Here is a 24,339-nt window from a genome sequence, read left to right as displayed (position 1 = left end):
TACCTCAATTGCTCGAAAGAACCCTCCGTGCTCGCTACCTTCCTGATCGGCCTTCGTGAAGGCCTCGAAGCCGCGCTCGTCGTCGGCATCCTCGTCGCCTACCTCCGACGACTCGGACGGAAGGACGCGCTGCCCCGGATGTGGGCGGGGGTGGGCCTCGCGATCGCCCTCGCGCTCGGGATCGGCGCGATCCTGACCTTCGGCGCGTACTCCCTGACCTTCGAGGCGCAGGAGCTCATCGGCGGCCTCATGTCGCTGCTCGCGGTCGGGATGGTCACCTGGATGATCTTCTGGATGCAGAAGGCCGGCCGGACCATGAAGGCGACGCTCGAGGGCGGGATCGACCGCGCGCTCACGCAGGGCGGCATCTGGGCTCTCGTCGCGATCGGCTTCGTGTCCGTCGCTCGCGAGGGCATCGAGACGACCCTGCTCCTGTGGTCGATGGTGCAGTCCTTCGGCGATGCGCCCTCGGCTCTTCTGGGCGCCGTCCTGGGCCTGCTCACCGCGGTCCTCGTGGGCTGGCTGCTCGCGCGCGGCGCGGTGCGTCTCGACCTGCGCCGGTTCTTCCTCTGGACGAGCGGTTTCCTCGTGGTGGTGGCGGCCGGCGTCCTCGCCTACGCCGTCATGGACCTGCAGGAGGCCGGTGCGCTGCCAGGGCCGTTCACCGCTCTCGCACCCGTCGACGCCCTCACCGGAGCCGTCGCGACCGGATGGTCGGCGTTCCCGTTCGGCTGGGCCTTCGACGTCAGCGCCGTGATCGCGCCGGGACAGACGCTCGCTACGATCCTCCAGGCCACGATCGGCTTCATGCCCCGCATGACCTGGCTGCAGGTCGTCGCCTGGGCCGCGTACATGCTCGTCGTCGGCTTCCTCTTCGTCCGCGGGGTCCGCTCCCGTCGGCCCGTCACCCCTCGCACGGCACCTGAGCCCGCGCACGCGACGCCCGTGCCGTCCCTCACCGATCAAGGAGCACCATGACCACCTCCCGCCGAGTCCTCGCCGCCGTCGCGGCCGCGGGTGCGGCCGTCCTCGTCCTGAGCGGATGCGTCGCGAAGAGCGACGTCGCCGCGGGGGCCGCGTTCGACGTCGCCTCGACCGATTCCGACTGCTCCGTCTCGGGCTCCACGGCCCAGAGCGGCACGCTGACCTTCGACGTCACGAACGACAGCGCCCAGACGACCGAGTTCTACCTGCTCGCCGAGGACGGCCTGCGCATCGTCGGCGAGGTCGAGAACATCGCACCCGCAGCATCGCGCACCCTGACGGTGGTGGCACAGCCCGGGAAGTACTTCACACTGTGCAAGCCGGGAATGATCGGCGACGGCGTCGGGAAGTCGGAGTTCACCGTCACGGGCGACCGGGTGGCGCTCGCGGGGGAGGATGCCGAGCAGAAGCAGCAGGCGGTCGACCTGTACGCCGCGTTCGTGAAGGACCAGGTCGGCCAGCTCGTTCCCGCGGTCGAGGAGCTCGTCACGGCGTACCAGTCCGGCGACGACGAGACCGCGCGGACGCTGTTCCCGCAGACGCGAGCGTTCTACGAGCGCATCGAACCCGTGGCCGAGGCGCTGGGCACGCTCGACCCCCGCATCGACTACCGAGAGGTCGACGCCGTCGCCGAGGGACTGGACTGGACCGGCTTCCACCGCATCGAGAAGGATCTCTGGGTTCCGGCCCAGGACGCGCTGAACGCGGACGGCGAGACCCCCGCCTGGCAGGACTGGGTGCCCTCGACGACCGAGGAGCGCGCGGACTACGGCGACCAGCTCCTCGCCGACGTGCAGGAGCTGTACGACTACGTGCACTCCGACGACTTCACGACCGCGCTGGACGACCAGGGCATCGGCGGCATCTCGAACGGCGCGATCGCGCTGCTCGACGAGGTCGCTACCGGCAAGATCTCCGGCGAGGAGGACTGGTGGTCCGGCACCGACCTCTACGACTTCGCGGCGAACGTCGAGGGCTCCAAGATGGCCTTCTCGCTCGTGCAGGACTTCGCGGCAGCGCAGGGCGACGACGGCGAGGAGCTCGTCGGTGAGATCGAGGACGGATATGCCGCGCTCGAGGCCTCGCTCGCGGCACACGGCTCTCTCGCGGGCGGGTTCGTCGGGTACTCCGAGCTCACGGATGCCGACAAGCGCGAGTTCACCGACCTCATCAACGCGCTCGCCGAGCCGCTGTCGCAGCTCACCGGCACGGTCCTCGACTGACTCCGAGAGTACGATCGCGCAAGTGAACGACAGCACGAACGACGGCGCCGCCGACTCCCTCGAGGAGCCGGCGGCGTCCGTCGACGCACAGTCCGCGCCGACTGGTCTCAGCCGACGCGGCCTCCTCGGCCTCGCGCTCGGCGGGGGCGTCGCCTCGCTCGCGGTCGGCGTGGGCACCGGCCTCACGAGCGGCGTCGCCCTCGGACGCGCGCGTGCCGCGGAGGATGCCGAGAACACCTACTCGTTCTTCGGCGCGCACCAGGCGGGGATCACGACGCCCGTGCAGGAGCATCTGCACTTCGCCTCGTTCGACATGATGCCGCGCACGGACCGCGACGACCTGATCAGCCTGCTGCAGGACTGGAGCTATGCGGCGTCGCGGATGACGCAGGGTCTCGAGGTGAGCGCGACCGGGGCGGTCGGCGGCGACGCCGAGGTGCCGCCCGACGACACGGGGGAGGCGCTGGGGCTCCCGGCAGCCGGTCTCACCCTCACGTTCGGCTTCGGGCCGAGCCTGTTCGAGAACGAGGACGGCGACCGCTACGGCATCGCCGCGCAGCGCCCATCCGGCCTCGAACGACTGCCCGCCTTCCTCGGCGACGACCTCGACCCGCAGAGCTCGCACGGCGACCTCTGCATCCAGGCCTGCGCGAACGACCCGCAGGTGGCTGTGCACGCGATCCGCAACCTCAGCCGCATCGCGTTCGGGCGGGCGAAGCTGCGCTGGTCCCAGCTCGGGTTCGGCAAGACCTCACGGACGACCTCGGGCCAGGCGACGCCGCGCAACCTCTTCGGGTTCAAGGACGGCACCGCCAACATCCTCGCGGACGACGCCGCTGCGCTGGACCGTAACGTCTGGGTCGCGGCATCCGACGATCCCTCGTGGATGGCCGGCGGCTCGTACCTCGTCGCGCGCAAGATCGCGATGCTGATCGAGACCTGGGATCGCGTGCGCCTCTCGGAGCAGAACACGATCATCGGCCGGGACAAGGGCGTCGGTGCTCCGCTGTCCGGTGGAGACGAGTTCACGGCACCCGACCTCGACTCCGCGAAGATCGATGCGAACTCGCACGTGCGCCTCGCCCACCCCGACGAGAACGACGGGATCCGCATCCTCCGTCGGGGCTTCAACTACGTCGACGGCAACAACGAGCTCGGACGTCTGGATGCCGGACTCTTCTTCCTGTCGTACCAGCGCGACCCCGCGCAGTTCATCACCCTGCAGCGCAAGCTCTCGACGGATCGCCTGAACGAGTACATCAGGCACGTCGGCTCCGGGATCTGGGCGGTGCCGAGCGGAGCCGCGCCCGGGTCGTACGTCGGCGCCGGCCTGTTCTCCTGAGCAGTTCGGCGAATCGCTGGATCAGTGCTGCGCGAGGATGCCGACGACCCGCTCCGCGAACGCATCGGCTCCGAAATGGTCGTCCGCGGTGATCGTCACGACGGCGTCACGGCGGAAGATGAGGAGCTGGCCGTAGGCGCCGTGCAAGCGCCACGCATCACCGGGGCCGTCCCAGCCCGCGAGGGCGTACCGCTCGTAGGCCGTCCCGTCTCCCGCCGCCACCCAGTCGGTGTGCATCGCGTCCACGACCTTCGCGGGGGCGAGCTGCCGGCCGTGCCACACGCCGCGATCGCGGATGAGCCTTCCGAGCCGGGCGAGCTCCTCGGTGCGCAGCGCGATGCCCTCGCCCGCGAGCACCCGCCCGTTCGGGCACCGGCGCCACGTGACGTGGTCGAGCCCGAGCGGCGCGAACAGCCGCGGCTCCAAATAAGCGGCGATGTCGCCGGTGCGCCTGGCGAGGATAGCCATCGCCGTGTACGTGCTCGCGTTCGAATACTGGAAGACGTGGCCGCGCGAGTCGCGGGACAGGAACTCGGCAGCGAGGTCGGGCCAGTCGGTCATCATCGTCTCGGACCACGGCAGATCGATCCCGCTCGACATCGACAGCAGGCGGCGCAGAGTGAGGTCGGCCACTCCGGCGCCGAGCGGCAGGTCGTCGACCAGGTCGCCGATCGGAGCGTCGAGGTCGGCGAGGCCTTCCGCCTCGGCGATGCCCGCCGCCAGCACGCTCACACCCTTCGCGATGGAGTGGATCTCCTCGCGTGTATCGGGCGCCCAGCGGTGGTCCGCGACCTCGTCGCCGAGGCGCACGTGGAGTCCGTGGATGCCGAAGCCCGTGGCGTCCGCCTCGCGGACGATCTCGTCGCGGACCCGGTGCGCGAGGTCCGGCGCGATGGTCACCTGGTCGCGCCCGCGGTCGGACGGGGACGCCGCGATCCCGTCGGATCGCTGCGATGGCCCTCGCGCCCTGCCAGGTCGGGGTCGACGAACAACCACTTCGGGCGCGGCTCGACGAACGGGCGGAACACCCACCGCACCGGGCGGGTCGCGAGGAGGAGCGCGAGTCCGACGGAGAGCAGGGTCACCAGCGGCAGCCAGATCCAGGTCGGATCGAGGTCGCGGAGGATGCCGGACTCGCGGAACGGATAGAGCGCGAAGGAGTGCAGCAGGAAAACGTACATCGTGTACTGGCCGAACCTCGTCCACCAGTACGTGCCGCGCGGGATGAGCGCGAAGAACGAGACGCTCAGGAGCACCGCGAGCAGCATCAGCGCGATGCGCACGCCGCCGGCCCACCACTGCTCGCCGCCGAGGTCGGCGTAGGCGTCCTCGTAGAAGAGCCAGTGCCGAAGGTCGAGGTCCTTCCACAGGTCGATGCCCGCCCAGGCGACGAATCCCGCGGCGCCCAGCACTGCTACCGCCGCGACGCGGGTCCACCACGGGCGGGCTTCGAGAAGGCGGAAGCGCGTGACGATGTCGCGCTCGCGCAGCCACCAGCCGAGGGTGAAGAACGGAAGGAGTCCGAGCGTGCGGGAGAGGGAGAACGTGCTGTCGACGTTGGGCAGGTAACCCACGCCGATCGAGATCAGGACCGTCCAGAGCAGCGGCCAGCGCAGGAGCGCGAGGTAGGGGAGGACGAGGCGGAAGATGCCGAGGGCGAGCAGGAACCACAGTGTCCACGAGGGCTTGGTCAGATTGGGGTCGGCCTGGCCCTCGACCAGCCATTTCGTCAGCGTCCAGAGCAGCTCGAAGATCACGTACGGCACGAGGATGTCGGTGATCACGCGGGCCATCTGCACCCGGGTCGGCGACCCGGACTTCGAGAAGTAGCCGGAGATGATCGCGAAGGCGGGCATGTGGAACGCGTACAGCGCGAGATAGGCCGCGAGTGCGATGTCGGAGTCGTAGGTGAGGCGCTGGATCGCGTGGCCCAGCACCACGAGCACGATGCACGCGTAGCGGGCGTTGTCCCAGAAGGGCACGCGCCGGCGGGGCTTGGAAGTGGTCGCGGTGACGGGGTTCGGGTCGGCTCCGGCACTGTTCATCCTCTGAGGCTACCGCCGGGAATATATTTGCTCCCAGTGCGTTGATCCAGATACATTCAAATGAATAGAAGCGGATGCACGACGTCCGCTTCGGAGGAGACGGAGCACTCATGAGCGAGCAGGCAGCCGGACAGATGCAGTTCGGCATCATGTCGGTCAGCGACATCACGCGCGACCCCACCACCGGCGTCACGCCCAGCGAGCAGGAGCGGATCGCCGCGACCATGACGATCGCGAAGCATGCGGAGGAGGTCGGCCTCGATGTGTTCGCGATCGGCGAGCACCACAACCCGCCGTTCTGGTCGTCGAGCCCCACCACGTTCCTCGCGGCTCTGGCCGCACAGACCGAGCGCCTCGTCGTCTCCACGTCGACCACGCTCATCACGACCAACGACCCCGTGCGCATCGCGGAGGAGTACGCGATGCTGCAGCACGTGTCCGGCGGACGCATGGACCTCATGCTCGGCCGCGGCAACACCGGCCCCGTGTACCCGTGGTTCGGGAAGGACATCCGCCAGGGCCTCCCGCTCGCGATCGAGAACTACGCCCTGCTGCACAAGCTGTGGCGCGAGGACGTCGTCGACTGGGAGGGCAAGTTCCGCACGCCCCTGCAGGGCTTCACGTCGACGCCGCGCCCTCTCGACGGCATCGCGCCCTTCGTGTGGCACGGCTCCATCCGCACACCCGAGATCGCCGAGCAGGCCGCGTACTACGGCGACGGCTTCTTCGCGAACAACATCTTCTGGCCCAAGGAGCACTACCAGCGCCTGATCGAGCTCTACCGTCAGCGCTACGCCCACTACGGCCACGGCACTCCCGAGCAGGCGATCGTCGGACTCGGCGGCCAGGTCTTCATGGCCGCGAAGTCGCAGGACGCCGTGACGCAGTTCCGCCCGTACTTCGACAACGCCCCGGTCTACGGGCACGGGCCGAGCATGGAGGACTTCACCGAGATGACCCCGCTCACCGTGGGTTCGCCTCAGCAGGTGATCGATCGCTACGCCGGCATGCGCGAGCACTTCGGGGACTACCAGCGCCAGCTGTTCCTCGTCGACCACGCCGGACTGCCTCTGAAGACCGTGCTCGAACAGCTCGACATCCTGGGGTCCGAGGTGGTGCCCGCGCTGCGCCGGGAGCTCGCGAAGGACCGACCGGCGTCGGTGCCGGACGCACCCACGCACGCCGCGCGCGTGCAGGCCGTGTACGGCGACGGCCCGACGCGTCAGGCCCGCCCCGGGGCGAACCGCGGCGACAACCTCACCGGCGACTCGCCCTACCAGGACACCCCCGCACCCGCCGGTGCGGCCTTCGGACTCAGCCGGAAGGAGGCGTGACATGACCACGCGTCGTATCGCCGTCGTCTCGGCGGGGCTGTCGAACCCCTCGTCCACGCGGATGCTCGCAGACCGGCTGGCCGCCGAGACCGTCCGCGCCCTCGCCGCGAAGGACATCGAGGCCACCGTCGACGTCATCGAGCTGCGCGACCATGCGCACGACATCACGAACAACATGCTCACCGGGTTCGCGCCCCCGGCGCTCGAGACCGCGATCAACACCGTGGTGTCGGCCGACGCGCTGATCGCCGTAACGCCGATCTTCTCGACGAGCTACTCGGGTCTGTTCAAGTCGTTCATCGACGTGCTCGACCCCGACTCCCTCACGGGGAAGCCCGTGCTGATCGGCGCGAACGCGGGCACGGCTCGGCATTCCCTCGCGATCGACTACGCGATCCGACCGCTGTTCGCCTACCTGCATGCCGAGGCCGTGTCGACCGGCGTGTTCGCGGCCTCGAGCGATTGGGGCGGCGCGGGCGACGACGTCGCGCCGCTCGCGAAGCGCGTCGAGAAGGGCGCGCGCGAGCTCGCCGAGGCGATCGCGAGTCGTGAGGTCGCGACGGCGTCCGACCCCTTTGACCCCGCAACCTACCTCGGCGAGGGACGCTCGTTCGGCCACATGCTGGGCGGTCTCGCCGGCGAGTGAGTGCGCGGACGCGTCCATGAGGCCGTCGACAACGTCGGAGCGGCGTCGTACGGTGACCTCATGGAACACTCCTCCGTGTGGGACTCCGCCGCCGATGCGCTGCGCGGGTCGCTGATCCTCCCCGATGACGACGAGTTCGCCGCGGCGCGCCGTCCCTGGAATCTCGCGGTCGAGCAGCATCCGATCGCCGTGGCGTCCCCGGCCGACGTCGACGACCTGCGCGTGCTTCTCGCGGCGGCCCGCGATGCCGGCGCCGTGATCGCGGTGCAACCGGGCGGGCACGGTGCAGCAGGCGACCTCTCCGGAGCGCTCCTCGTGCGCACCACCGCCTTCGACGGGCTCGCGGTCGATCTCGACGCCGGCATCGTCCGCGTCGGCAGCGGCGTCAAGTGGGGCACCGTCGTGCATGCGCTCGAGGGAACCGGCTGGGCCGCTCCCGCGGGGACGAGTCCCGTGGTCAGCGTCGCGGGCTTCACGCTCGGGGGAGGTCACTCCTGGTTCAGCCGGACGGCCGGCCTGGGCTCGGATGCACTGCGCGCGGCCTGGCTGCTCCGGACGGACGGCTCACACGAGCGCGTCGACGACGACAGCGACCCCGAGACCATGTGGGCTCTGCGCGGAGCCGGGGGCATCGCCGGGATCGTCACGGACCTCGAGATCGACCTGGTGCGCGCACCGGCGATCTGGGGCGCGGGCCTCGTGTTCGACGCGTCTGACGCCCCTCGTGTGCTGCGTGCCGTGCGCGACCTCGCCCTCGACGCCCCGACGTCGCTCAACGTGTTCGCGAACTCGATGCGCATGCCGGACGCTCCGCAGGTCCCCGAGGAGGTCCGTGGTCGCAGCTTCGTCACAGTGCAGGCGCTCTCGACGAACGGCCCGGCCGATGAACTGATGGAACGGGTGCGCCGCGCGGGCACGGTGCGTCGGGACACCACGGGGCCGACCTCGCCCGCGACGATCGCTGCGGCGGCCGCCGAACCGACGGACCCGACCCCGGGCCGCGGCGCATCCGCGGCGCTCATCTCGCTCGACGACCAGCTGATCGACGACCTGGTGGAGTTCCGCGACGCTGCCGAACAGTGGCCGGTCATGGGCATCGACATCCGGATGCTGGGCGGCGCGCTCGACGCCCCGAAACGCGCCGGGTTCGCGACGCTGCAGGGCGTGGGCTGGCTGCTGCACGCACTCATCCCGGTGTTCCCAGGGGCGCCGCCCGAGCCCGGCGACGCGAGCATGGCGGGATTCCGACGCGTGCTCGACCGAGCGCTCGCGCCGCAGACCGTGACGACCTTCCTGGGGCCGGGTGAGACGCTCGACAAGTGCGGACCCGCCTCGTCGATCGAGCGGCTGCGCGCTGTGCGAGCCACGCTCGATCCGGAGGGGCTGCTGCACGAGGGGCGACTCCCGCGCTGAGGCGCGGACAGGGCGGCTCGGGGACGTCGGCGGGTGTCGGCCATGTCCGCGGCAGGTTCGCGGCTGAGGATTCGACGTGACAGGGTCTCAGCTGTGCTCGTCGGTGCGACGCTGCCAGCTGTACTCGACCTCCGGGCGCCCTCGTGTGCCGTGACGGGCCGTCCTGAACGCGACGCCCTCCGCTGCGAGATGCTCGAGATAGCGCCGCACGGAGACCCGTGACAACCCGAGCCTCTCGGCAGCTTCGCTCGCCGAAAGAGGCCCGGAGGTACGGAGGGCTGCGGACACCGCCTGCAACGTGGCACCGGAGAGCCCCTTGGGCAGCGGTATCGTGCCCGTCGCCCGTCCGAGTAACGCGTCGATCTCCGCCTGCGTGGCCTCCCCGTCGGTCGTGTTCGCGCTCTCTCTGTGAGCGCGGTATGCCGTCAGACGCTCCTGGAACACCGCGAACGGAAAGGGCTTGACCAGATACTGGTAGACCCCGAGGGCCGCCATCTGCCGAACGGTCTCCGCATCGCGCACTCCCGTGATCGCGATCACGTCGATGGCTGCGGCCCGGGCCCTGAGGGTGCGGAGCACGTCGATCCCTGAGCCGTCCGGCATCGTGATGTCGAGTAGCACGAGGTCGAAGGGCGCGCCTGCTGGCGGGCTGAGCACGGCGTTCACGGCAGCGCGTGCACCGCTGCACTCGGCGCCGACCTCGAACCCGTCGATCCGTTCGAGGTACGAACGGTGCAGTTCGAGCGTGAGGGCGTCGTCGTCGACGATCAGTGTGCGGATCATGCCGTTCTCCGTCGGCGAGCGGCGGGCAGGATCACCCGGAAGGTCGTCGGGTCGGAGCGAAGCTCGACCGAGCCGCCCGCTCCGACGACCACGGAGCGCACCAGGGCGAGACCCACTCCACGGCCGTGCACGCCGGCAGGCTTGGTGGAGAACCCCGCCTCGAAGACGCGGTCCACCAGGTCCGACGGCACCCCGGGCCCGCTGTCGGACACCTCGAGTGAGATCCCGCCGTCAGGCGTGGGTTCCAGCACCACCGAGACCCAGCGCTCGGCGCTCCCGGCTGCGGCATCCATCGCGTTGTCGACCAGGTTGCCCAGCACCGCGACACTGTCGACGGGCGACAGCGGGGACGCGGGCGTGTCCGGCTCGATGCGGATGCGCCAGTCGATGCCGCGCTCCTTGGCCTGCGAGGCCTTGCCCAGCAGCAGCGCGCCGATGGCGGGATCGCCCGCGCGCCGAGCGGTCACCTGGTCCACGAGCGACTGGCTCTGACGAGAGGTCTCGGTGAGGATCTCGATCGCTTCCGCGCTGCGGCCCAGCTCGAGCAGGGCCACCGCGGTGTGCATGCGGTTCCCGTGCTCGTGGGTCTGCGCGCGCAAGGCGTCGCCGAGCGTGCGCAGCGACTCGTACGACGACACGGCATCGCGCACCTGCCCCGGCGGCAGGTCGCCCGCGATGCGCCGGGTGACGCGCCGCGCCGCCCACGCGCCCAGGGCGCCGAGTGCCACGAGAGCGGCCGTGATCGCGAGCGACAGCGGCAGCCGACGCAGCAGGGTGTCGGAGATCGACTCGATCGTGACGCCCGCCGAGACCCATCCCCGCACGGTCCCGTCGGACGCGAGCACCGGCACGATCGTGCGCACCGACGGCCCGAGCGTGCCCGTGAAGACCTCGGTCAGCGGCACGCGATCCGTGGGAATCGTGCCGAGGTACTTCTCGCCGATCCGGTCGAGGTCCGGATGCGTCACGCGCACGCCGTCCGGCGTCATCACCGTGACGAAGTCGAGGTCCGCGGTGTCGACGACGTCGAGGGCGTAGGGCTCCAGCATGTTCGTGGCCGAGGCCTGGTCACCGGACTCCAGGGCCTCCCGCACGACCGGGGAGGCAGCCAGCGTCTGCGCCGTGGCCGCGGTCACCCTCTCGGCCTCCGCATGTGTCGCGCGCTGCGCCTCCACGACCAGGAACACCGCGACGAGCGCACCGATCACGAGCGCTGCGACTAGCAGGACGAGGAAGACGCGCGAGGCGGTGCTGCTCGCGCTGCGGGCGTGTGCCATCGCTTCCTTCCGATCGCCGTCGATCGCGGGGGGCCGAGATCCGTGATGACCAATACGACCACAAATGGCGTCGCGGGGGGAAGTCGGGGACCGTGAGGGGATCGCAGGGCGAGGTCGCCCGCGCACATGACACGACGACGTTCATGATCGAGGAGGAAACATGGCCATCACGACGGGGTTCTCCCTTCCGGGCTTCCACTGGCGCCGCAACAAGCAGGCGTGGGACAGGCACACGTGGCTGTACGTGTCCGTCATCATCGCGGTCGTGCTCGGCGCGGCCGTCGGGCTCATCGCCCCCGAGGTCGGGCAGTCGCTCGAACCCATCGGCAAGGGGTTCGTCTCGCTGATCAAGATGATGATCGCCCCGATCATCTTCTGCACGATCGTGGTGGGCGTCGGATCCATCGCCAAGGCCGCGACGGTCGGGAAGATCGGCGGTCTCGCGCTGCTGTACTTCATGGTGATGTCGACGTTCGCGCTCGCGATCGGTCTCGTAGTGGGCAACATCATCCACCCCGGTGCCGGCCTCGACATGGCGAGCGCCCAGTACGACGCGACCGACACCGAGGCGAAGACCACGACCGAGTTCGTGCTCGGGATCATCCCCACGACGTTCTTCTCGGCCTTCACCGGCGAGAGCGTGCTGCAGGTCCTGTTCATCGCGCTGCTGACGGGCTTCGCGCTCCAGGGGCTCGGCGAGAAGGGCGCGCCCATCATGGACGCGGTCAAGAACCTGCAGAAGCTCGTGTTCCGCATCCTCGGCATGATCCTGTGGCTCGCGCCGCTCGGCGCGTTCGGAGCGATCGCCGCCGTGGTCGGCAAGACCGGCGTCGCGGCGATCTGGAGCCTCGGCATCCTGATGGTCGCGTTCTACATCACGTGCATCGTGTTCATCGTGGTGGTGCTCGGCGTGCTGCTGTACGCCGTCACCCGCGTCAACATCTTCAGTCTCGTCAAGTACCTGGCACGGGAGTACCTGCTGATCGTGGGCACGTCCTCGTCGGAGTCCGCGCTGCCGCGCTTGATCGCCAAGATGGAGCACGTCGGCGTCTCGAAGCCGGTGGTCGGCATCACGGTCCCGACCGGGTACTCGTTCAACCTCGACGGCACGGCGATCTACCTCACGATGGCGTCGCTGTTCATCGCCACGGGCATGGGTCAGCCCATGTCGATCGGCGAGCAGATCGGCCTCCTGGTCTTCATGATCATCGCGAGCAAGGGGGCGGCCGGAGTCACGGGAGCCGGACTCGCCACGCTCGCCGGCGGTCTGCAGGCGTACCGCCCCGACCTCGTCGACGGCGTCGGCGTCATCGTCGGGATCGACCGCTTCATGTCCGAGGGACGCGCGCTGACGAACTTCACCGGCAACGCCGTCGCGACGCTGCTGATCGGAACCTGGACCAAGCAGATCGACCGTGACCGGGTGCGCCGGGTCCTCGGCGGCGAGCTGCCGTTCGACGAGGCGCTGCTCGACGGGGTCGACGGTCACGGCATGGCCGATGAGAAGTCGGCAGTCGATTCGCAGGGTCTCAAGGATTCGGCGATCGACGAGATGTCCGCCAAGCAGGAGCGGGCCCGCGAACGGGCGGCGCAGCAGCGCTGACACCGAGCCGAAGAGAGAATGCGGGAGCCGAGTCGATCGGCTCCCGCATTCGTGCGGTCAACCGCTCTTGCGTCGGAACTCGCGCCGCGTCTGCGGGGCGGCACCGCCGTGGACGGCGGAGTCGCCGTCCAGGTGGGCTTCGCCCTCGCGGTGGTGCGCGTTCTTCTTCTCGAGCGCTTCCTTGAACTTGCGCTTCATGTCCTCGGTGGAGGACGCGCCCTCTTCGGTGCTCATGCCCGCCAGCCTAGAGCACGCGTCGGAGCGGCCGGCAGGTCACCTGCGGAGCCGCCGGGTCGCGAAGTCGATCGCGGCACCGAGTCCCACGGCGACCGCGACCGACACGAGCACCGCCACGACCGGCCCGCCGGGGACGATCACGGCGATCAACGCGCCGACCGATGCCTGATAGGCGGCCCACCCCAGTGCGGCGGCGACGGCGAGGCACAGATAGCGCGAGGGATGGATGCGGGAGGCGCCGGCGACGAGGTTGATCGCGAGGCGTGCGAACGGAACGAACCGTCCGGTGAACAGCACCATGGCCAACCCGCCGTCGAGGCGTCGGCGGGCCCACGTCAGCGCCTGCTGCACGCGCGGGGCGCGCATCCAGCGCCACCGCTCGGTGCCGACGGTGCGGCCGATCACGTACACGGTGGCGTCGCCCAGGGCCGCCGCGACACCCGCGCACACGATCACCGCCCACAGCGGTGGCGAGGCGGATGCCGAGGAGACCGCCCCGAGCGCAGTCACCGCGATCTCCCCGGGGATCACCACGAAGAACGAGTCGCCGAGAACGAGCAGGCTCATGATGGCGAGGCCCCAGGGACCGGCGAGGAGGTCTGTCGGCACGTCCCCACAGTGCGGGTCCGAGGTGAACGGGAACCAACGCGCGGATAGCCGGTGTCCAGCGATCCAGCATCCGGTGAACTTCTGGTGCGCTGGCCCGTTTCGGCGATCCGCCGCACCGCGACCGCTGCATCCTGAGGGTGTGAGAGTCGCGATCGTGACAGAGTCCTTCCTTCCGCACATGAACGGTGTCACCGGATCCGTGCTGCAGATCCTGAAGCACCTCGAGCGCACGGGGCATGAGGCGCATGTGATCGCGCCCGACGCGGTCGGCATCCCGACCGAGATCGAGGGCGCCCGGGTGGAGGCGATCCCGAGCCTGCCGCTGCCCGGCTACAGGAACGTCCGGGTCGGCACCTCGCCGGCGCATCGGGTCGCCGCCTCGCTGCGGCGCTTCCACCCCGACGTGGTCCACCTCGCCTCGCCGTTCGCGCTGGGCTGGCGCGGTGCGCTCGCCGCCGAGCGACTCGACGTCGCCTCGATCGCCGCCTACCAGACGGACGTCGCCGCCTACACGGAGCGCTACCGGATTCCGGCGACGACAGGGATCGCGCAGACCCACATCGCGCGCCTGCATCGCCGGGCGACACTCACGCTCGCCCCCTCGGCGGAGTCGGCGCAGCAGCTCGCGACGCTGGGCGTGGACCGCGTCCGTCGATGGGGAAGGGGCGTCGATGCGGAGCGCTTCCACCCGTCGCGTCGCGACGAGACGCTCCGCACAGCGTGGGGAGGAGAGGTCGTGATCGGATACATCGGGCGCCTCGCACCCGAGAAGCAGGTCGAGGACCTCGCCGTGCTGCAGGACCTCCCCGGAGCGCGCCTCGTGATCGTCGGGGACGGACCGAGCAGGACGAAGCTCGAGGCGCTGATGCCCCGCGCCCTCTTCCTCGGCCACCTCGGCGGTGACGCGCTCGCCGCGGCCGCGGCATCCTTCGACGTGTTCGTGCACCCGGGGGAGAGCGAGACCTTCGGGCAGACGCTGCAGGAGGCGCATGCGAGTGGCGTGCCGGTGGTCGCCACCGGGCGAGGAGGCCCACTCGACCTCGTGCGCATGGGCGTCGATGGCTGGCTGTACCGGCCTGGCGACCTCGACGACCTGCGCATGCGTGTCGCCGACCTCGCGGGGGACACCCGCAAGCGCCGGGCCTTCGGCGACGCAGGCTGGGAAGCCGTGCAGGGACGCAGCTGGTCGAGCGTGTGCGACCAGCTGCTGGGGCACTTCGACGAGGCGCGCGAGTTGCGCGCGGTCGATTCGGGCCTGCGCGCTCGCCGCATGACCCGCCCCGAGGCGACCGCGCCGCTCGTGGGACGACGATGGCAGCGCTACGTCGCCCTGGGGGACTCGCTGACGGAGGGGTTGTGCGATCCGGCGCCCGACGGTGCGCTGCGCGGATGGGCCGATCGTCTCGCTCATCTGCTCTCGGCGCGCGGCGGCCTCCACTACGCCAATCTGGCCATCCGCTCCAAGCGCGTGCGTGACGTGTGCGAGACTCAGCTGCCCCGCGCGCTGGAGCTGCGCCCGGATCTCGTCTCGGTGCTGATCGGCGCGAACGATCTCGTGAAGCACCGCGTGGATGTACGAGCGCTCGCCGCAGAGCTCGAGGATGCCGTCCGCCGGCTGCGGGAGATCGGCGCCGACGTGCTCCTGGTGACGCCGTTCCTGCCCCGCAGACGTGCCGCGCACCTGTACGCGCGGCGGTTCTCGGCGTTCGCGACCGCGCTCGCCGGCATCGCCGCGCGCACGGGAGCGATCCTCATAGACACGGACATGCATCCCTCGCTGCCCGACCGGCCGAACTGGGGCGAGGACCTCGTGCATCTCAGCAGCCGTGGGCACCGCTTCCTCGCGTATCGGGCCGGCGACGTCCTCGGCGTCCCGCACGCCGACGCGCTGGGTGCCCTCGACGCCGCTCTGCACGAGAACGAGTCGATCGGCGCCGGGCTGTGGTGGCGTCGGCACGCGCTGCCGTGGGTGTGGCGGCGCCTGCACGGGCGTGCCGCGGGCGACGGTCGTGTCGCGAAGCACGACGACTACGTGTACCTCGGTCGCTCGGCGTCGGAGCGCACTGTCCCGGTGTCCTGAACGGGCGCTCGCGGCTCGAGACGGCTCAGCGGCGGCCCATGCCGTGGTACGACCAGCCAGCGGCGCGCCAGGCGTCCGCATCCAGGCAGTTGCGACCGTCCACGATGACGCGGCCGGCGACGAGGGCTCCGGCGTGCTCGGGGCTCATCTCGCGGCGGTAGAGATCCCACTCCGTGACGACGACCACGGCATCGGCGTCGCGCAGTGCGTCGTCGCGCTCGACGGCGTATCCGAGCTGCGGATGCGCCGCCGCCGCGTTCGGCAGCGCTGCGGGGTCGGTCACGACGACGTCGGCGCCGAGCCCGCGCAGGCGCACGGCGACGTCGAGCGCGGGTGAGTCGCGGATGTCGTCGCTGAACGGCTTGAACGCGGCGCCGAGCACGGCGATCCGCTTCCCGAACACGAGGCCGCCGAGTGCGTCCACGACGAGCTGCACCGCGCGGTCGCGTCGCCGGAGGTTGATGCCGTCGACCTCGCGGAGGAATCCGACGGCCTCACCGCGGCCCAGCTCCTCGGCTCTGGCGGCGAAGGCGCGGATGTCCTTGGGCAGGCAGCCGCCGCCGAAGCCGATGCCGGATCCGAGGTACCGCCGCCCGATCCGGGTGTCGTGCCCGAGGGCGTCGGCGAGCAGCGTCACATCGGCGCCTGAGGCCTCAGCGATCTCCGCCATCGCATTGATGAAGGAGATCTTTGTGGCGAGGAACGCGTTCGCGGCGCCCTTCACCAGTTCAGCGGTCGCGAGGTCGGTCACGAGGAACGGCGCACCCGCCGCTATCGCGGGAGCGTAGGCCTCGCGCAGGAGCTCGGCCGCGGCATCCCCGGCATCGGTGGGAGGGATGCCGACGACGAGGCGATCCGGGGTGATCGTGTCGTGCACGGCCCAGCCTTCGCGGAGGAACTCCGGATTCCAGACCAGCACCGCACCCGACTCGGCGATGGATCCCGCCAGCCGTGCAGCGGTACCGACCGGCACCGTCGACTTGCCGGCGACCACGTGTCCAGGTCGGAGGTGGGGGAGCAGCGCCTCGATCGCGGCGTCCACGAAACGGAGGTCGGCGGCGTGCCCGCCGGCGACCTGCGGGGTGCCGACGGCGAGGAAGTGCACGGCGGCGTCTGCGGACTCGGCCATGTCCGTGCTGAAGCGCAGACGACCCGAGTCGAGACCCTCGCGCAGCAGCTCGTCGAGCTGCGGCTCGAAGAACGGCGCGATGCCGCCCGCCAGAGCGGCGACCTTCTGCTCGTCGACGTCGATGCCGACGACGTCGTGTCCGATCGAGGCCATCGCGGCGGCGTGCACGGCACCGAGGTACCCGCAGCCGATCACTGACATGCGCATGGGTTCACCTCAGCGGATGCCGTGCACCTGACCGCATCCACGCGATGAACGTGCGATGACCGTCGGATGACTCTTCGGCGTCGTGGCCGGTCCCGCGGGATTCCGCGGCGGCGCTGATACAGTTGAGGGGACTGGCTCAGGTCGGTCGTACAACTGCATATCGACTCATGGAGCGATCGGCGGAGAAGCTGGTCCCCTGTGGTGGGTTCCTCGGCGCGTGTCGTCGGGTGGCTTTCTACTGGTGGCCAGCGCAGGCGAGATTCGCGGAAGTGCCCGCGCGCCCGAACCCCGTCGTCCTGCTCCTTCATGAACACGCTCGCGCGTCACACGGACGAGCGAGTCTAAACAAAGAAGGAGAGACCTCTTGGAAGGTCCTGAAATCACCGCCACCGAGGCCGTTCTCGACAACGGCCGCTTCGGCACCCGCACCATCCGCTTCGAGACCGGCCGCCTCGCGCAGCAGGCTCAGGGCGCAGTCGCCGCGTACCTCGACGGCGAGACCATGCTCCTCTCGGCCACCAGCGCGGGCAAGCACCCGCGTGAGGGCTTCGACTTCTTCCCGCTGACGGTCGACGTCGAGGAGCGCTCCTACGCCGCGGGCAAGATCCCCGGCTCGTTCTTCCGCCGTGAGGGACGCCCCTCCACCGAGGCCATCCTCGTCTGCCGTCTGATCGACCGTCCGCTGCGTCCGTCGTTCGTCGACGGCCTGCGCAACGAGGTCCAGATCGTCATCACCGTCCTGTCGATCGCTCCGGGCGAGTTCTACGACGCTCTCGCGATCAACGCCGCCTCGGCGTCGACGCAGATCTCGGGTCTGCCGTTCTCGGGTCCCGTCGCCGGTGTGCGCCTCGCGTTCATCCCCGGTCACGGCGAGCACGCCGACCAGTGGGTCGCGTTCCCGACCGCCGAGCAGGTCTCGGAGGCCGTGTTCGACCTGATCGTCGCCGGTCGTGTCGTCACGAAGGTCGACGGCACCGAGGACGTCGCGATCATGATGGTCGAGGCCGAGGCGACCGAGGGCAGCTGGAACCTCATCAAGGCCGGCGCCACGAAGCCCGACGAGACCGTCGTCGCGCAGGGCCTCGAGGCCGCGAAGCCCTTCATCGCTCAGCTGGTGAAGGCTCAGGCGGAGCTCGCCGCGTCCGCATCGAAGGAGCCGGGTGTGTACCCGGTCTTCCCGCCGTACTCCAGCGAGGTCTACGACTTCGTGGCCGAGCGTTCCTACGACGACCTGGTGAACGTCTACCAGATCGCCGACAAGCAGGAGCGTCAGGGCAAGGACGACGAGGTCAAGGACCGCGTCAAGGCGCAGCTCATCGAAGCGGTCGAGGCCGGCAGCCTGCCCGCCGGGGCTCCGCTCGAGTTCGCCGCGGCGTACAAGTCCGTCACGAAGAAGATCGTCCGCGGTCGCATCCTCACCGAGAGCGTCCGCATGGACGGTCGCGGTCTCGCGGACATCCGTCCGCTCGACGCCGAGGTGCAGGTCATCCCGCGCGTTCACGGCTCGGCGATCTTCCAGCGCGGCGAGACCCAGATCATGGGCGTCACCACGCTGAACATGCTCAAGATGGAGCAGCAGATCGACTCGCTGTCGCCCACGACGAGCAAGCGCTACATGCACCACTACAACTTCCCGCCCTACTCGACCGGTGAGACCGGCCGCGTGGGTTCGCCGAAGCGTCGCGAGATCGGGCACGGCTTCCTCGCCGAGCGCGCTCTCGTGCCGGTGCTGCCGAGCCGCGAGGAGTTCCCCTACGCGATCCGTCAGGTGTCCGAGGCGCTGAGCTCGAACGGCTCGACGTCGATGGGCTCCGTCTGCGCGTCGACCCTGTCGCTGTTGAACGCGGGTGTGCCGCTGCGCGCTCCCGTCGCCGGCATCGCGATGGGCCTCGTGTCCGACGAGGTCGACGGTGAGACCCGCTACGCGGCGCTGACCGACATCCTCGGCGCCGAGGACGCGCTGGGCGACATGGACTTCAAGGTCGCAGGCACGAGCGAGTTCGTCACGGCGATCCAGCTCGACACGAAGCTCGACGGCATCCCGTCGTCGGTGCTCGCAGGGGCCCTGACCCAGGCTCGCGATGCGCGCCTGACGATCCTCAACGTCCTGAACGCGGCGATCGACGCTCCCGACGAGATGGCGCCGACCGCGCCGCGCGTCATCAGCGTGCAGATCCCCGTCGACAAGATCGGCGAGCTGATCGGCCCGAAGGGCAAGACGATCAACGCGATCCAGGACGAGACCGGCGCTCAGATCTCGATCGAGGAGGACGGCACCGTCTACATCGGCGCGACCGACGGCCCCTCGGCCGAGGCCGCCCGCGCCCAGGTCAACGCGATCGCGAACCCCACCAACCCGGAGGTCGGCGAGCAGTTCCTCGGAACCGTCGTCAAGATCGCGACGTTCGGCGCGTTCATCTCGCTTCTCCCGGGCAAGGACGGCCTGCTGCACGTCACCGAGGTGCGCAAGCTCGCCGGTGGCAAGCGCGTCGAGAACGTCGAGGACGTGCTCTCCGTCGGCCAGAAGATCCTCGTGAAGATCACGAAGATCGACGACCGCGGCAAGCTGTCGCTCGAGCCCGTGCTCGACGACGCGCCCACTGCGGACGCTGCGCCCGCGGAGGAGTCCGCCGCCGAGTGATCGGCTGACGCACGACACCGGAACCCGGGTCCGTCCTCGTGGCGGGCCCGGGTTCCCGCGTGTCTGCGTGACCAAACCGTTATGGGAAGTTTCCCCGCCGTTCCCCGGATTGGACGGCGCGATCCCTGACGTCGCATACCCTCGAAGTACGCACCGGGGGGTGCATGTACGGCAGCGACGCAGATCGGGACGCACCGATCGATGCGGGGGTGAGGAAATGCGGTTGTTCAGCGTAGGCGCAGGAGCCTCCGCAGAGCGCGCACCGCAGGACGCCGATCACCCGTCCGCCCCGATCCCGATCGTCGGCCCCGGAATAGGAGAGACCATTCGCGTCCCCCTCGGAGAGACCGGATTCGAGACGTTCCCGCTCATGCTGGGGGCGGCCGAGTTCGGCTGGAATGTCGACCTCGAGACGAGCCACGGCATCCTGGACCGCTACGTGGAGTTCGGCGGCAACGCGATCCATACTGCGGACGGCTTCTCGGGCGGCCGCAGCGAGCACATCATCGGGCAATGGCTCCGTTCACGCGGCCAGCGCGAGCGCGCACTGCTGAGCGTCCGCATCGGCGCGCACGCCGACAACCCGGGGCTCGGCTCGGTCAATCTCGTCCGCGCGGTCGAGGGGTCGCTCACGCGCCTCGGCGTCGAGCGCATCGACGTGCTGTACCTCGACGCGACGCTCGACCGCACGACCAACCTCGAAGACACTCTCGCGACCGTCGAGTGGCTGGTCGACGCGGGCAAGATCGGCGCTCTCGGCGCTTACGGTCTGGCCCCGGAGCGACTCGTCGAGGCGCGCATCCTCGCCTCGGCGGGCTACCCGCGCATCCAGGTGATCGACTCGCCGTACAACCTCATCCGTCGGCAGCCGTTCGAGGGGGACCTGCGCCTGGTCGCCGGTGCGCAGAACCTGGCCGTCACCCCGTCGCACGCGCTCGAGCACGGCTTCCTCTCGGGGCGGCATCGCAGCAAGGCGCTGACCTCGCGCGGAGTACGCGGGGAGCAGCTCCGCGGACACCTCAACCGTCGCGGCACGAAGATCCTGCGCGCGCTCGACCAGGTGGCGGCCGAGCTGGACGTGCCGGTGGCCGCGGTGTCGATCGCCTGGCTGCTGGCGCAGCGCACAGTGGCCGCGCCGATCGTGAACACGTTCGCGACCGAGCACGTCGACGAGCTCATGCAGGGCGCAGGCGTGTCGCTGTCACGCGTCCAGATCGCCGATCTCACCCGCGCGGGCAACTGACCCCCACCCGTGCCGGCGGCGGGCTGAGAGTCGTCACACGACTGTCACACGGCTGACATAGGGTGGAGGAGATCCCCCGGCGGATGCTGTCGATGAAGCGAGCGAGTTTGTGATGCACTACATATACCTGGTCAGACACGGTGAACATCAGGATGCCGAGCACGGCCTCGCCGACGGACCCCTCTCACCGCGCGGTGCACGTCAGGCCGAGCTGATCGCGGATCGTCTCTCCGGGCTTCCGCTGGACGCCGTCTGGCATTCGCCTCTGCTGCGTGCGGCCGAGACGGCTCGTGCGATCGCCGCGCGTCTGCCCTCCGTCGACCCCGCGCCGACCGCACTGCTGTTCGATTGTGTCCCGACGGGGATGACCGAAGAGACGCCGGCCGCGTTCGAGCCGTTCTTCGGATCCATCACGGACGCCGAGATCGAGGCGGGCGCAGCTCAGATGTCCGACGCCGTGAACGAGTTCCTGGTGCGCAAGCCGGGTGACGTCCACGAGGTGCTCATCACGCACAACTTCGTCATCTCCTGGTTCGTGCGCGAGGTGCTCGGTGCACCCGAATGGCGCTGGATGACTCTCAATCAGGCGCACTGCGGACTGACCGTGATCGCGCAGAAGCAGGGGCGTCCGTGGACTCTGCTCACGCACAACGACACCGGTCACCTCCCGGTCGAGCTGCGCACCGGCATCCCCGACACGATGCCGGTCTGATCCACGCGCGACCGGCCTGGCGCGGCCGGGCGTCTCTCCGCCCGAAATAGGATTGTGGCCATGACCACGCAGGTAGCACTCGTCGGCGGCACCGGGAAGCTCGGGTCGATCATCCACGCGGTGATCGACGAGCTGGACGGCTTCGAGGTGGTCCGAGTGCTCACCTCGTCGAGCGACCTGTCGGAGATGGACGGCGCGGATCTCGTCATCGACGCGACCACGCCGCAGGTGAGCATCGACGTGGTGCGTGCCGCGGTCGAGCGGGGGATCAATGTCCTCGTCGCGACGTCCGGGTGGTCGGCGCAGCGCATCGCGCCGATCCGGCCACTGGTCGACGCTGCGGGCAGCGGCGCAGTGTTCATCCCCAACTTCTCTCTCGGCTCGGTCCTCGGCTCGGCTCTCGCCGCCGCTGCTGCACCGTTCTTCCCGTCGGCCGAGATCGTCGAGGCGCACCACGAGAAGAAGGTCGACTCTCCCAGCGGCACCGCTGTGCGCACCGCCGAGCTGATCGCCGCAGCGCGCGCCGAGCAGGGACCGGTGAGCGCCCCGCACGCGGACCAGCGTGCACGCGGCCAGCAGGTGGGCAGCGTCCCGATCCACTCGCTGCGTCGCCCGGGAGTGATCGCGAAGCAGGAGGTCGTGCTCGCCGGCCCCGGGGAGTCGCTCACCTTCACGCACGACACCGTCGAGCCCGCACTGGCGTACGCGCCCGGCATCCGTCTCGCCGTGCCGTTCGCGGCTCAGGCGCGCGGTGTCGTCGTCGGTCTCGAGAGCATGATCGACATCGGCGTCGGCTCCTGATGTCGCGCCTCGCCGTCGCCCTCATGGGTGCTGCACTGCTCGTCTACCTCGCGGTCGCGGTCTGGCTCGCCGTCATGTTCTTCGCCGTCGGCACGCCGGTGTCGATCGGCATGGGCATCGCTCTGATCGTGCTCGCTCCGCTCGGCGGCTGGGCGCTCGTCCGCGAGATGGTCTTCGGGTTGCAGGCGGACCGACTGGGACGCACGCTCGACGCCGAGGGCGGGATGCCGGAGGCGGAGACGGAGCTCACGCCGAGCGGACGCCTTCGGCCGGAAGACGCCGATCCGATGATCGCGCGGTACACCGCGGAGGCAGAATCGGCCCGTGGCGACTGGCGGGCGCGTTACCGGCTCGGCGTCGTTCAGGACGCGGCGGGGCGCCGGAAAGACGCCCGCGCCAGCATCCGCGAGGCCATCCGTCTCTCGCGCGGCTGAGCCCGCCCGCCCCCGCACGGGGGACCGGCGGTCAGGCGAGGGTCGCCTCGAGCGTGATCTCGACGCCGGCGAGCGCCTGGGAGACCGGGCAGCCCGTCTTGGCGCCGTTCGCGATCTCCTGGAAGGCCTCGGGCGTGAGGCCGGGCACGACGGCGTTGACGTTGAGGTGGCTGCCCGTGATGCCGACGCCGGGCGTGAAGCTCACCGAGGCGCTGGTGTTCACGCGCTCCGGGGGAGTGCCGTTCTCCGCGAGGGCATGCGACAGCGCCATGCTGAAGCACGAGGCGTGCGCCGCCGCGATCAGTTCCTCGGGCGTCGTGGTCGTGTCGCTGCCCTCGCTGCGGGCCTTCCAGTCGATCGGGAAGGTGCCGAGGTTGGACGAGGAGAACGCGACGGTTCCCGAGCCCTCCGCGAGGGATCCGGTCCAGGTGGTGTTCGCTTCGCTGGTGACGGGCATGATTCCTCCGGTTCTCGCGCTGCTCGGTGTGCGGTTCGCGTGTGCGGCCAGCCTATCGAGGCACCGCCAGGGACGGAACAGAAGTCCTCGGAGGTCAGGCAGCGGAGGCGCGGCCGAGGATTCCGATCCGCTGCAGCAGGAGGTACAGCTGACAGCCGAGGCAGAGCCCGATCGCCGCGTTGAGGAATGCGGCGACGAACGCTGCGGCGGTCGCGATCGGAAGCGCCCAGGGCACACCGGCGAGGTGCAGGACGAGGCCGACCGTCACCACGAACAGGCCGACGCCCTGTGCGAACCGGGGCGGACGCGGGTCCTCGAGCTCGCTCGGCGGAGTCAGCCGCGGACGCACGAATCGACGGAACAGAACGCCCCAGGGAGCCGTCGCGGGGGAGAGGACGCTCCACAGGAACAGCGCAGCGATGACGACCGCCAGCAGGAACCCCGGATCGAGCGCGCGTTGGGCGACGGATGCCGAGGCGATCGCCCATCCGCCGGCGGGGAACGTCGAATCCGCAAGGGGCTGATATGCGAACCAGCCGGTGCCCTGCGCGGTCGAGACCCCGATCAGCCCGAGAAAGGTCGCGACCAGCAGGAGCACCGTCGTGACGGTGGCGGCGAAGCGCGGGCCGCGCGGGTCGATGCCTGCCGGTGTGCTCATGTTGCTCCCATCGTTGGGCCTCACACGGAGGCGAGGGCTTCGGTCAGCGCGCGCGGCTGCGGCACGCCGTGGAATCGGGCGCGGACGGCTCCGGTGCCGTCGACGACGAACGTGGTCGGGGTCTGCAGCACGCGGTAGCGCGAGGACAGGTCTGGGCGGTGGGTGAGGTCGACCTCGACGTGCGCGAGGGTGTCGTCGTCGGCGGCATACGACGTCAGGACCCGACGCACCTGCGGGCAGCGGGCGCACGTCTCGGTGCTGAACTGCACGAGCGTCGCGCGGGCGCCGAGCACGGCATCCGCATCGCGCGGATCGAACCGCAGATGGCCGCCGCTGCGCCGTCGTCCGTCCCGTGCCCTGATCACCAGGCCTGCGGCTCCGGCGAGCACCACGAGACCCACGGCGAGGGCGAGCGCGAGAGTGGGCGACATTCACTGAGCGTATGCCCCGTTCCGCACCCGCGGACGCGATGTGACGGAGC

General features: G+C 70.1%; 22 protein-coding genes and 1 pseudogene. 13 read left to right on the top strand and 10 right to left on the bottom strand.

Features of this window, described 5'->3' with window-relative positions:
- The first annotated feature begins 27 nt into the window (after positions 1–27).
- The 3 genes from efeU to efeB are packed head-to-tail and all read left to right on the top strand — an operon-like array spanning position 28 to position 3,549.
- Positions 28–978, top strand: coding sequence for an iron uptake transporter permease EfeU (gene efeU / locus AKH00_RS03080; protein WP_082297369.1), 951 nt, complete (start codon positions 28–30; stop codon positions 976–978).
- Positions 975–2,207, top strand: coding sequence for an iron uptake system protein EfeO (gene efeO, locus AKH00_RS03075; RefSeq protein WP_050721223.1), 1,233 nt, complete (start codon positions 975–977; stop codon positions 2,205–2,207). The genes efeU and efeO overlap by 4 nt, the downstream gene beginning before the upstream one ends.
- A 22-nt stretch (positions 2,208–2,229) precedes the next feature.
- Positions 2,230–3,549 (top strand): iron uptake transporter deferrochelatase/peroxidase subunit, encoded by a 1,320-nt coding sequence (gene efeB / locus AKH00_RS03070; RefSeq protein ID WP_050721222.1) that lies wholly within the window; start codon positions 2,230–2,232, stop codon positions 3,547–3,549.
- A 21-nt stretch (positions 3,550–3,570) separates the two neighbouring features.
- On the opposite strand, the gene AKH00_RS03065 is transcribed toward efeB, so the two are convergent.
- Positions 3,571–4,449, bottom strand: coding sequence for a serine hydrolase domain-containing protein (locus tag AKH00_RS03065; RefSeq protein ID WP_235556671.1), 879 nt, complete (start codon positions 4,447–4,449; stop codon positions 3,571–3,573).
- Complete coding sequence (locus AKH00_RS03060; protein WP_050721221.1) at positions 4,446–5,594, bottom strand: acyltransferase family protein; 1,149 nt, start codon at positions 5,592–5,594, stop codon at positions 4,446–4,448. The genes AKH00_RS03065 and AKH00_RS03060 overlap by 4 nt, the downstream gene beginning before the upstream one ends.
- Before the next feature lie 110 nt (positions 5,595–5,704).
- On the opposite strand from AKH00_RS03060, the gene AKH00_RS03055 reads away from it, so the two are divergent.
- Genes AKH00_RS03055 through AKH00_RS03045 form a run of 3 tightly spaced genes read left to right on the top strand, consistent with a single transcriptional unit; the run spans position 5,705 to position 8,987 of the window.
- Entirely contained in the window at positions 5,705–6,928 is a 1,224-nt protein-coding gene (locus tag AKH00_RS03055) for an LLM class flavin-dependent oxidoreductase (RefSeq protein ID WP_050722012.1), read from the top strand.
- A 1-nt stretch (position 6,929) separates the two neighbouring features.
- A complete protein-coding gene (locus AKH00_RS03050) occupies positions 6,930–7,574 on the top strand; it encodes an FMN reductase (protein ID WP_050721220.1) in 645 nt (214 codons plus the stop codon).
- Positions 7,575–7,634: 60 nt separating this feature from the next.
- The gene (locus AKH00_RS03045) at positions 7,635–8,987 is read left to right on the top strand and encodes an FAD-binding oxidoreductase (RefSeq protein ID WP_152926093.1); all 1,353 of its coding nucleotides are present in this window, start codon (positions 7,635–7,637) and stop codon (positions 8,985–8,987) included.
- A gap of 87 nt (positions 8,988–9,074) precedes the next feature.
- Here AKH00_RS03045 and AKH00_RS03040 read toward each other — a convergent pair whose 3' ends face one another.
- Both AKH00_RS03040 and AKH00_RS03035 read right to left on the bottom strand, forming a co-directional pair.
- A complete protein-coding gene (locus tag AKH00_RS03040) occupies positions 9,075–9,770 on the bottom strand; it encodes a response regulator (RefSeq protein ID WP_050721218.1) in 696 nt (231 codons plus the stop codon).
- Entirely contained in the window at positions 9,767–11,047 is a 1,281-nt protein-coding gene (locus AKH00_RS03035; protein WP_050721217.1) for a sensor histidine kinase, read from the bottom strand. The genes AKH00_RS03040 and AKH00_RS03035 overlap by 4 nt, the downstream gene beginning before the upstream one ends.
- A 160-nt stretch (positions 11,048–11,207) precedes the next feature.
- Between AKH00_RS03035 and AKH00_RS03030 the strand changes: the two genes are divergently transcribed.
- Entirely contained in the window at positions 11,208–12,650 is a 1,443-nt protein-coding gene (locus tag AKH00_RS03030; protein ID WP_050721216.1) for a cation:dicarboxylate symporter family transporter, read from the top strand.
- 57 nt (positions 12,651–12,707) lie between these two features.
- On the opposite strand, the gene AKH00_RS17955 is transcribed toward AKH00_RS03030, so the two are convergent.
- Complete coding sequence (locus AKH00_RS17955) at positions 12,708–12,884, bottom strand: DUF5302 domain-containing protein (protein ID WP_161804375.1); 177 nt, start codon at positions 12,882–12,884, stop codon at positions 12,708–12,710.
- Positions 12,885–12,923: 39 nt separating this feature from the next.
- Positions 12,924–13,496, bottom strand: coding sequence for a DedA family protein (locus AKH00_RS03025; protein WP_235556670.1), 573 nt, complete (start codon positions 13,494–13,496; stop codon positions 12,924–12,926).
- A gap of 154 nt (positions 13,497–13,650) precedes the next feature.
- On the opposite strand from AKH00_RS03025, the gene AKH00_RS03020 reads away from it, so the two are divergent.
- Positions 13,651–15,576 (top strand): GDSL-type esterase/lipase family protein, encoded by a 1,926-nt coding sequence (locus tag AKH00_RS03020; RefSeq protein WP_235556669.1) that lies wholly within the window; start codon positions 13,651–13,653, stop codon positions 15,574–15,576.
- A gap of 25 nt (positions 15,577–15,601) precedes the next feature.
- On the opposite strand, the gene AKH00_RS03015 is transcribed toward AKH00_RS03020, so the two are convergent.
- Complete coding sequence (locus AKH00_RS03015) at positions 15,602–16,912, bottom strand: UDP-glucose dehydrogenase family protein (protein WP_050721214.1); 1,311 nt, start codon at positions 16,910–16,912, stop codon at positions 15,602–15,604.
- 364 nt (positions 16,913–17,276) lie between these two features.
- On the opposite strand from AKH00_RS03015, the gene AKH00_RS03010 reads away from it, so the two are divergent.
- The 5 genes and pseudogenes from AKH00_RS03010 to AKH00_RS02990 all read left to right on the top strand — a co-directional run bounded on the left by AKH00_RS03010 (position 17,277) and on the right by AKH00_RS02990 (position 22,743).
- Positions 17,277–19,553 (top strand): polyribonucleotide nucleotidyltransferase, encoded by a 2,277-nt coding sequence (locus tag AKH00_RS03010; RefSeq protein WP_050721213.1) that lies wholly within the window; start codon positions 17,277–17,279, stop codon positions 19,551–19,553.
- Between the two features lie 217 nt (positions 19,554–19,770).
- Entirely contained in the window at positions 19,771–20,796 is a 1,026-nt protein-coding gene (locus tag AKH00_RS03005; protein ID WP_050721212.1) for an aldo/keto reductase, read from the top strand.
- A gap of 109 nt (positions 20,797–20,905) precedes the next feature.
- Positions 20,906–21,508: a histidine phosphatase family protein gene (locus AKH00_RS03000; RefSeq protein WP_050721211.1), complete on the top strand. Its 603-nt coding sequence runs from the start codon at positions 20,906–20,908 to the stop codon at positions 21,506–21,508.
- A 30-nt stretch (positions 21,509–21,538) separates the two neighbouring features.
- A pseudogene (gene dapB, locus AKH00_RS02995) lies at positions 21,539–22,309 on the top strand (4-hydroxy-tetrahydrodipicolinate reductase); the annotation flags it as partial.
- Complete coding sequence (locus AKH00_RS02990) at positions 22,309–22,743, top strand: hypothetical protein (RefSeq protein ID WP_050721209.1); 435 nt, start codon at positions 22,309–22,311, stop codon at positions 22,741–22,743. The pseudogene dapB and the gene AKH00_RS02990, both read left to right, overlap by 1 nt.
- A 31-nt stretch (positions 22,744–22,774) precedes the next feature.
- Here the strand turns inward: AKH00_RS02990 and AKH00_RS02985 are convergent, their stop codons facing one another.
- The 3 genes from AKH00_RS02985 to AKH00_RS02975 all read right to left on the bottom strand — a co-directional run bounded on the left by AKH00_RS02985 (position 22,775) and on the right by AKH00_RS02975 (position 24,289).
- A complete protein-coding gene (locus AKH00_RS02985) occupies positions 22,775–23,200 on the bottom strand; it encodes an OsmC family peroxiredoxin (protein ID WP_050721208.1) in 426 nt (141 codons plus the stop codon).
- Positions 23,201–23,294: 94 nt separating this feature from the next.
- Complete coding sequence (locus AKH00_RS02980; RefSeq protein WP_050721207.1) at positions 23,295–23,858, bottom strand: DUF4395 domain-containing protein; 564 nt, start codon at positions 23,856–23,858, stop codon at positions 23,295–23,297.
- A 20-nt stretch (positions 23,859–23,878) separates the two neighbouring features.
- On the bottom strand, positions 23,879–24,289 hold the full coding sequence (locus tag AKH00_RS02975; protein WP_050721206.1) for a thioredoxin family protein: 411 nt from the start codon (positions 24,287–24,289) through the stop codon (positions 23,879–23,881).
- Positions 24,290–24,339: the final 50 nt, after the last annotated feature.

It is taken from the genome of Microbacterium sp. GCS4, from assembly GCF_001262495.1.
In the GTDB taxonomy this organism is placed as follows: Bacteria; Actinomycetota; Actinomycetes; order Actinomycetales; family Microbacteriaceae; genus Microbacterium.
The sequence above is the reverse complement of the archived record's forward strand: the minus strand, read 5'-3'. Positions and strand labels throughout refer to the sequence as shown.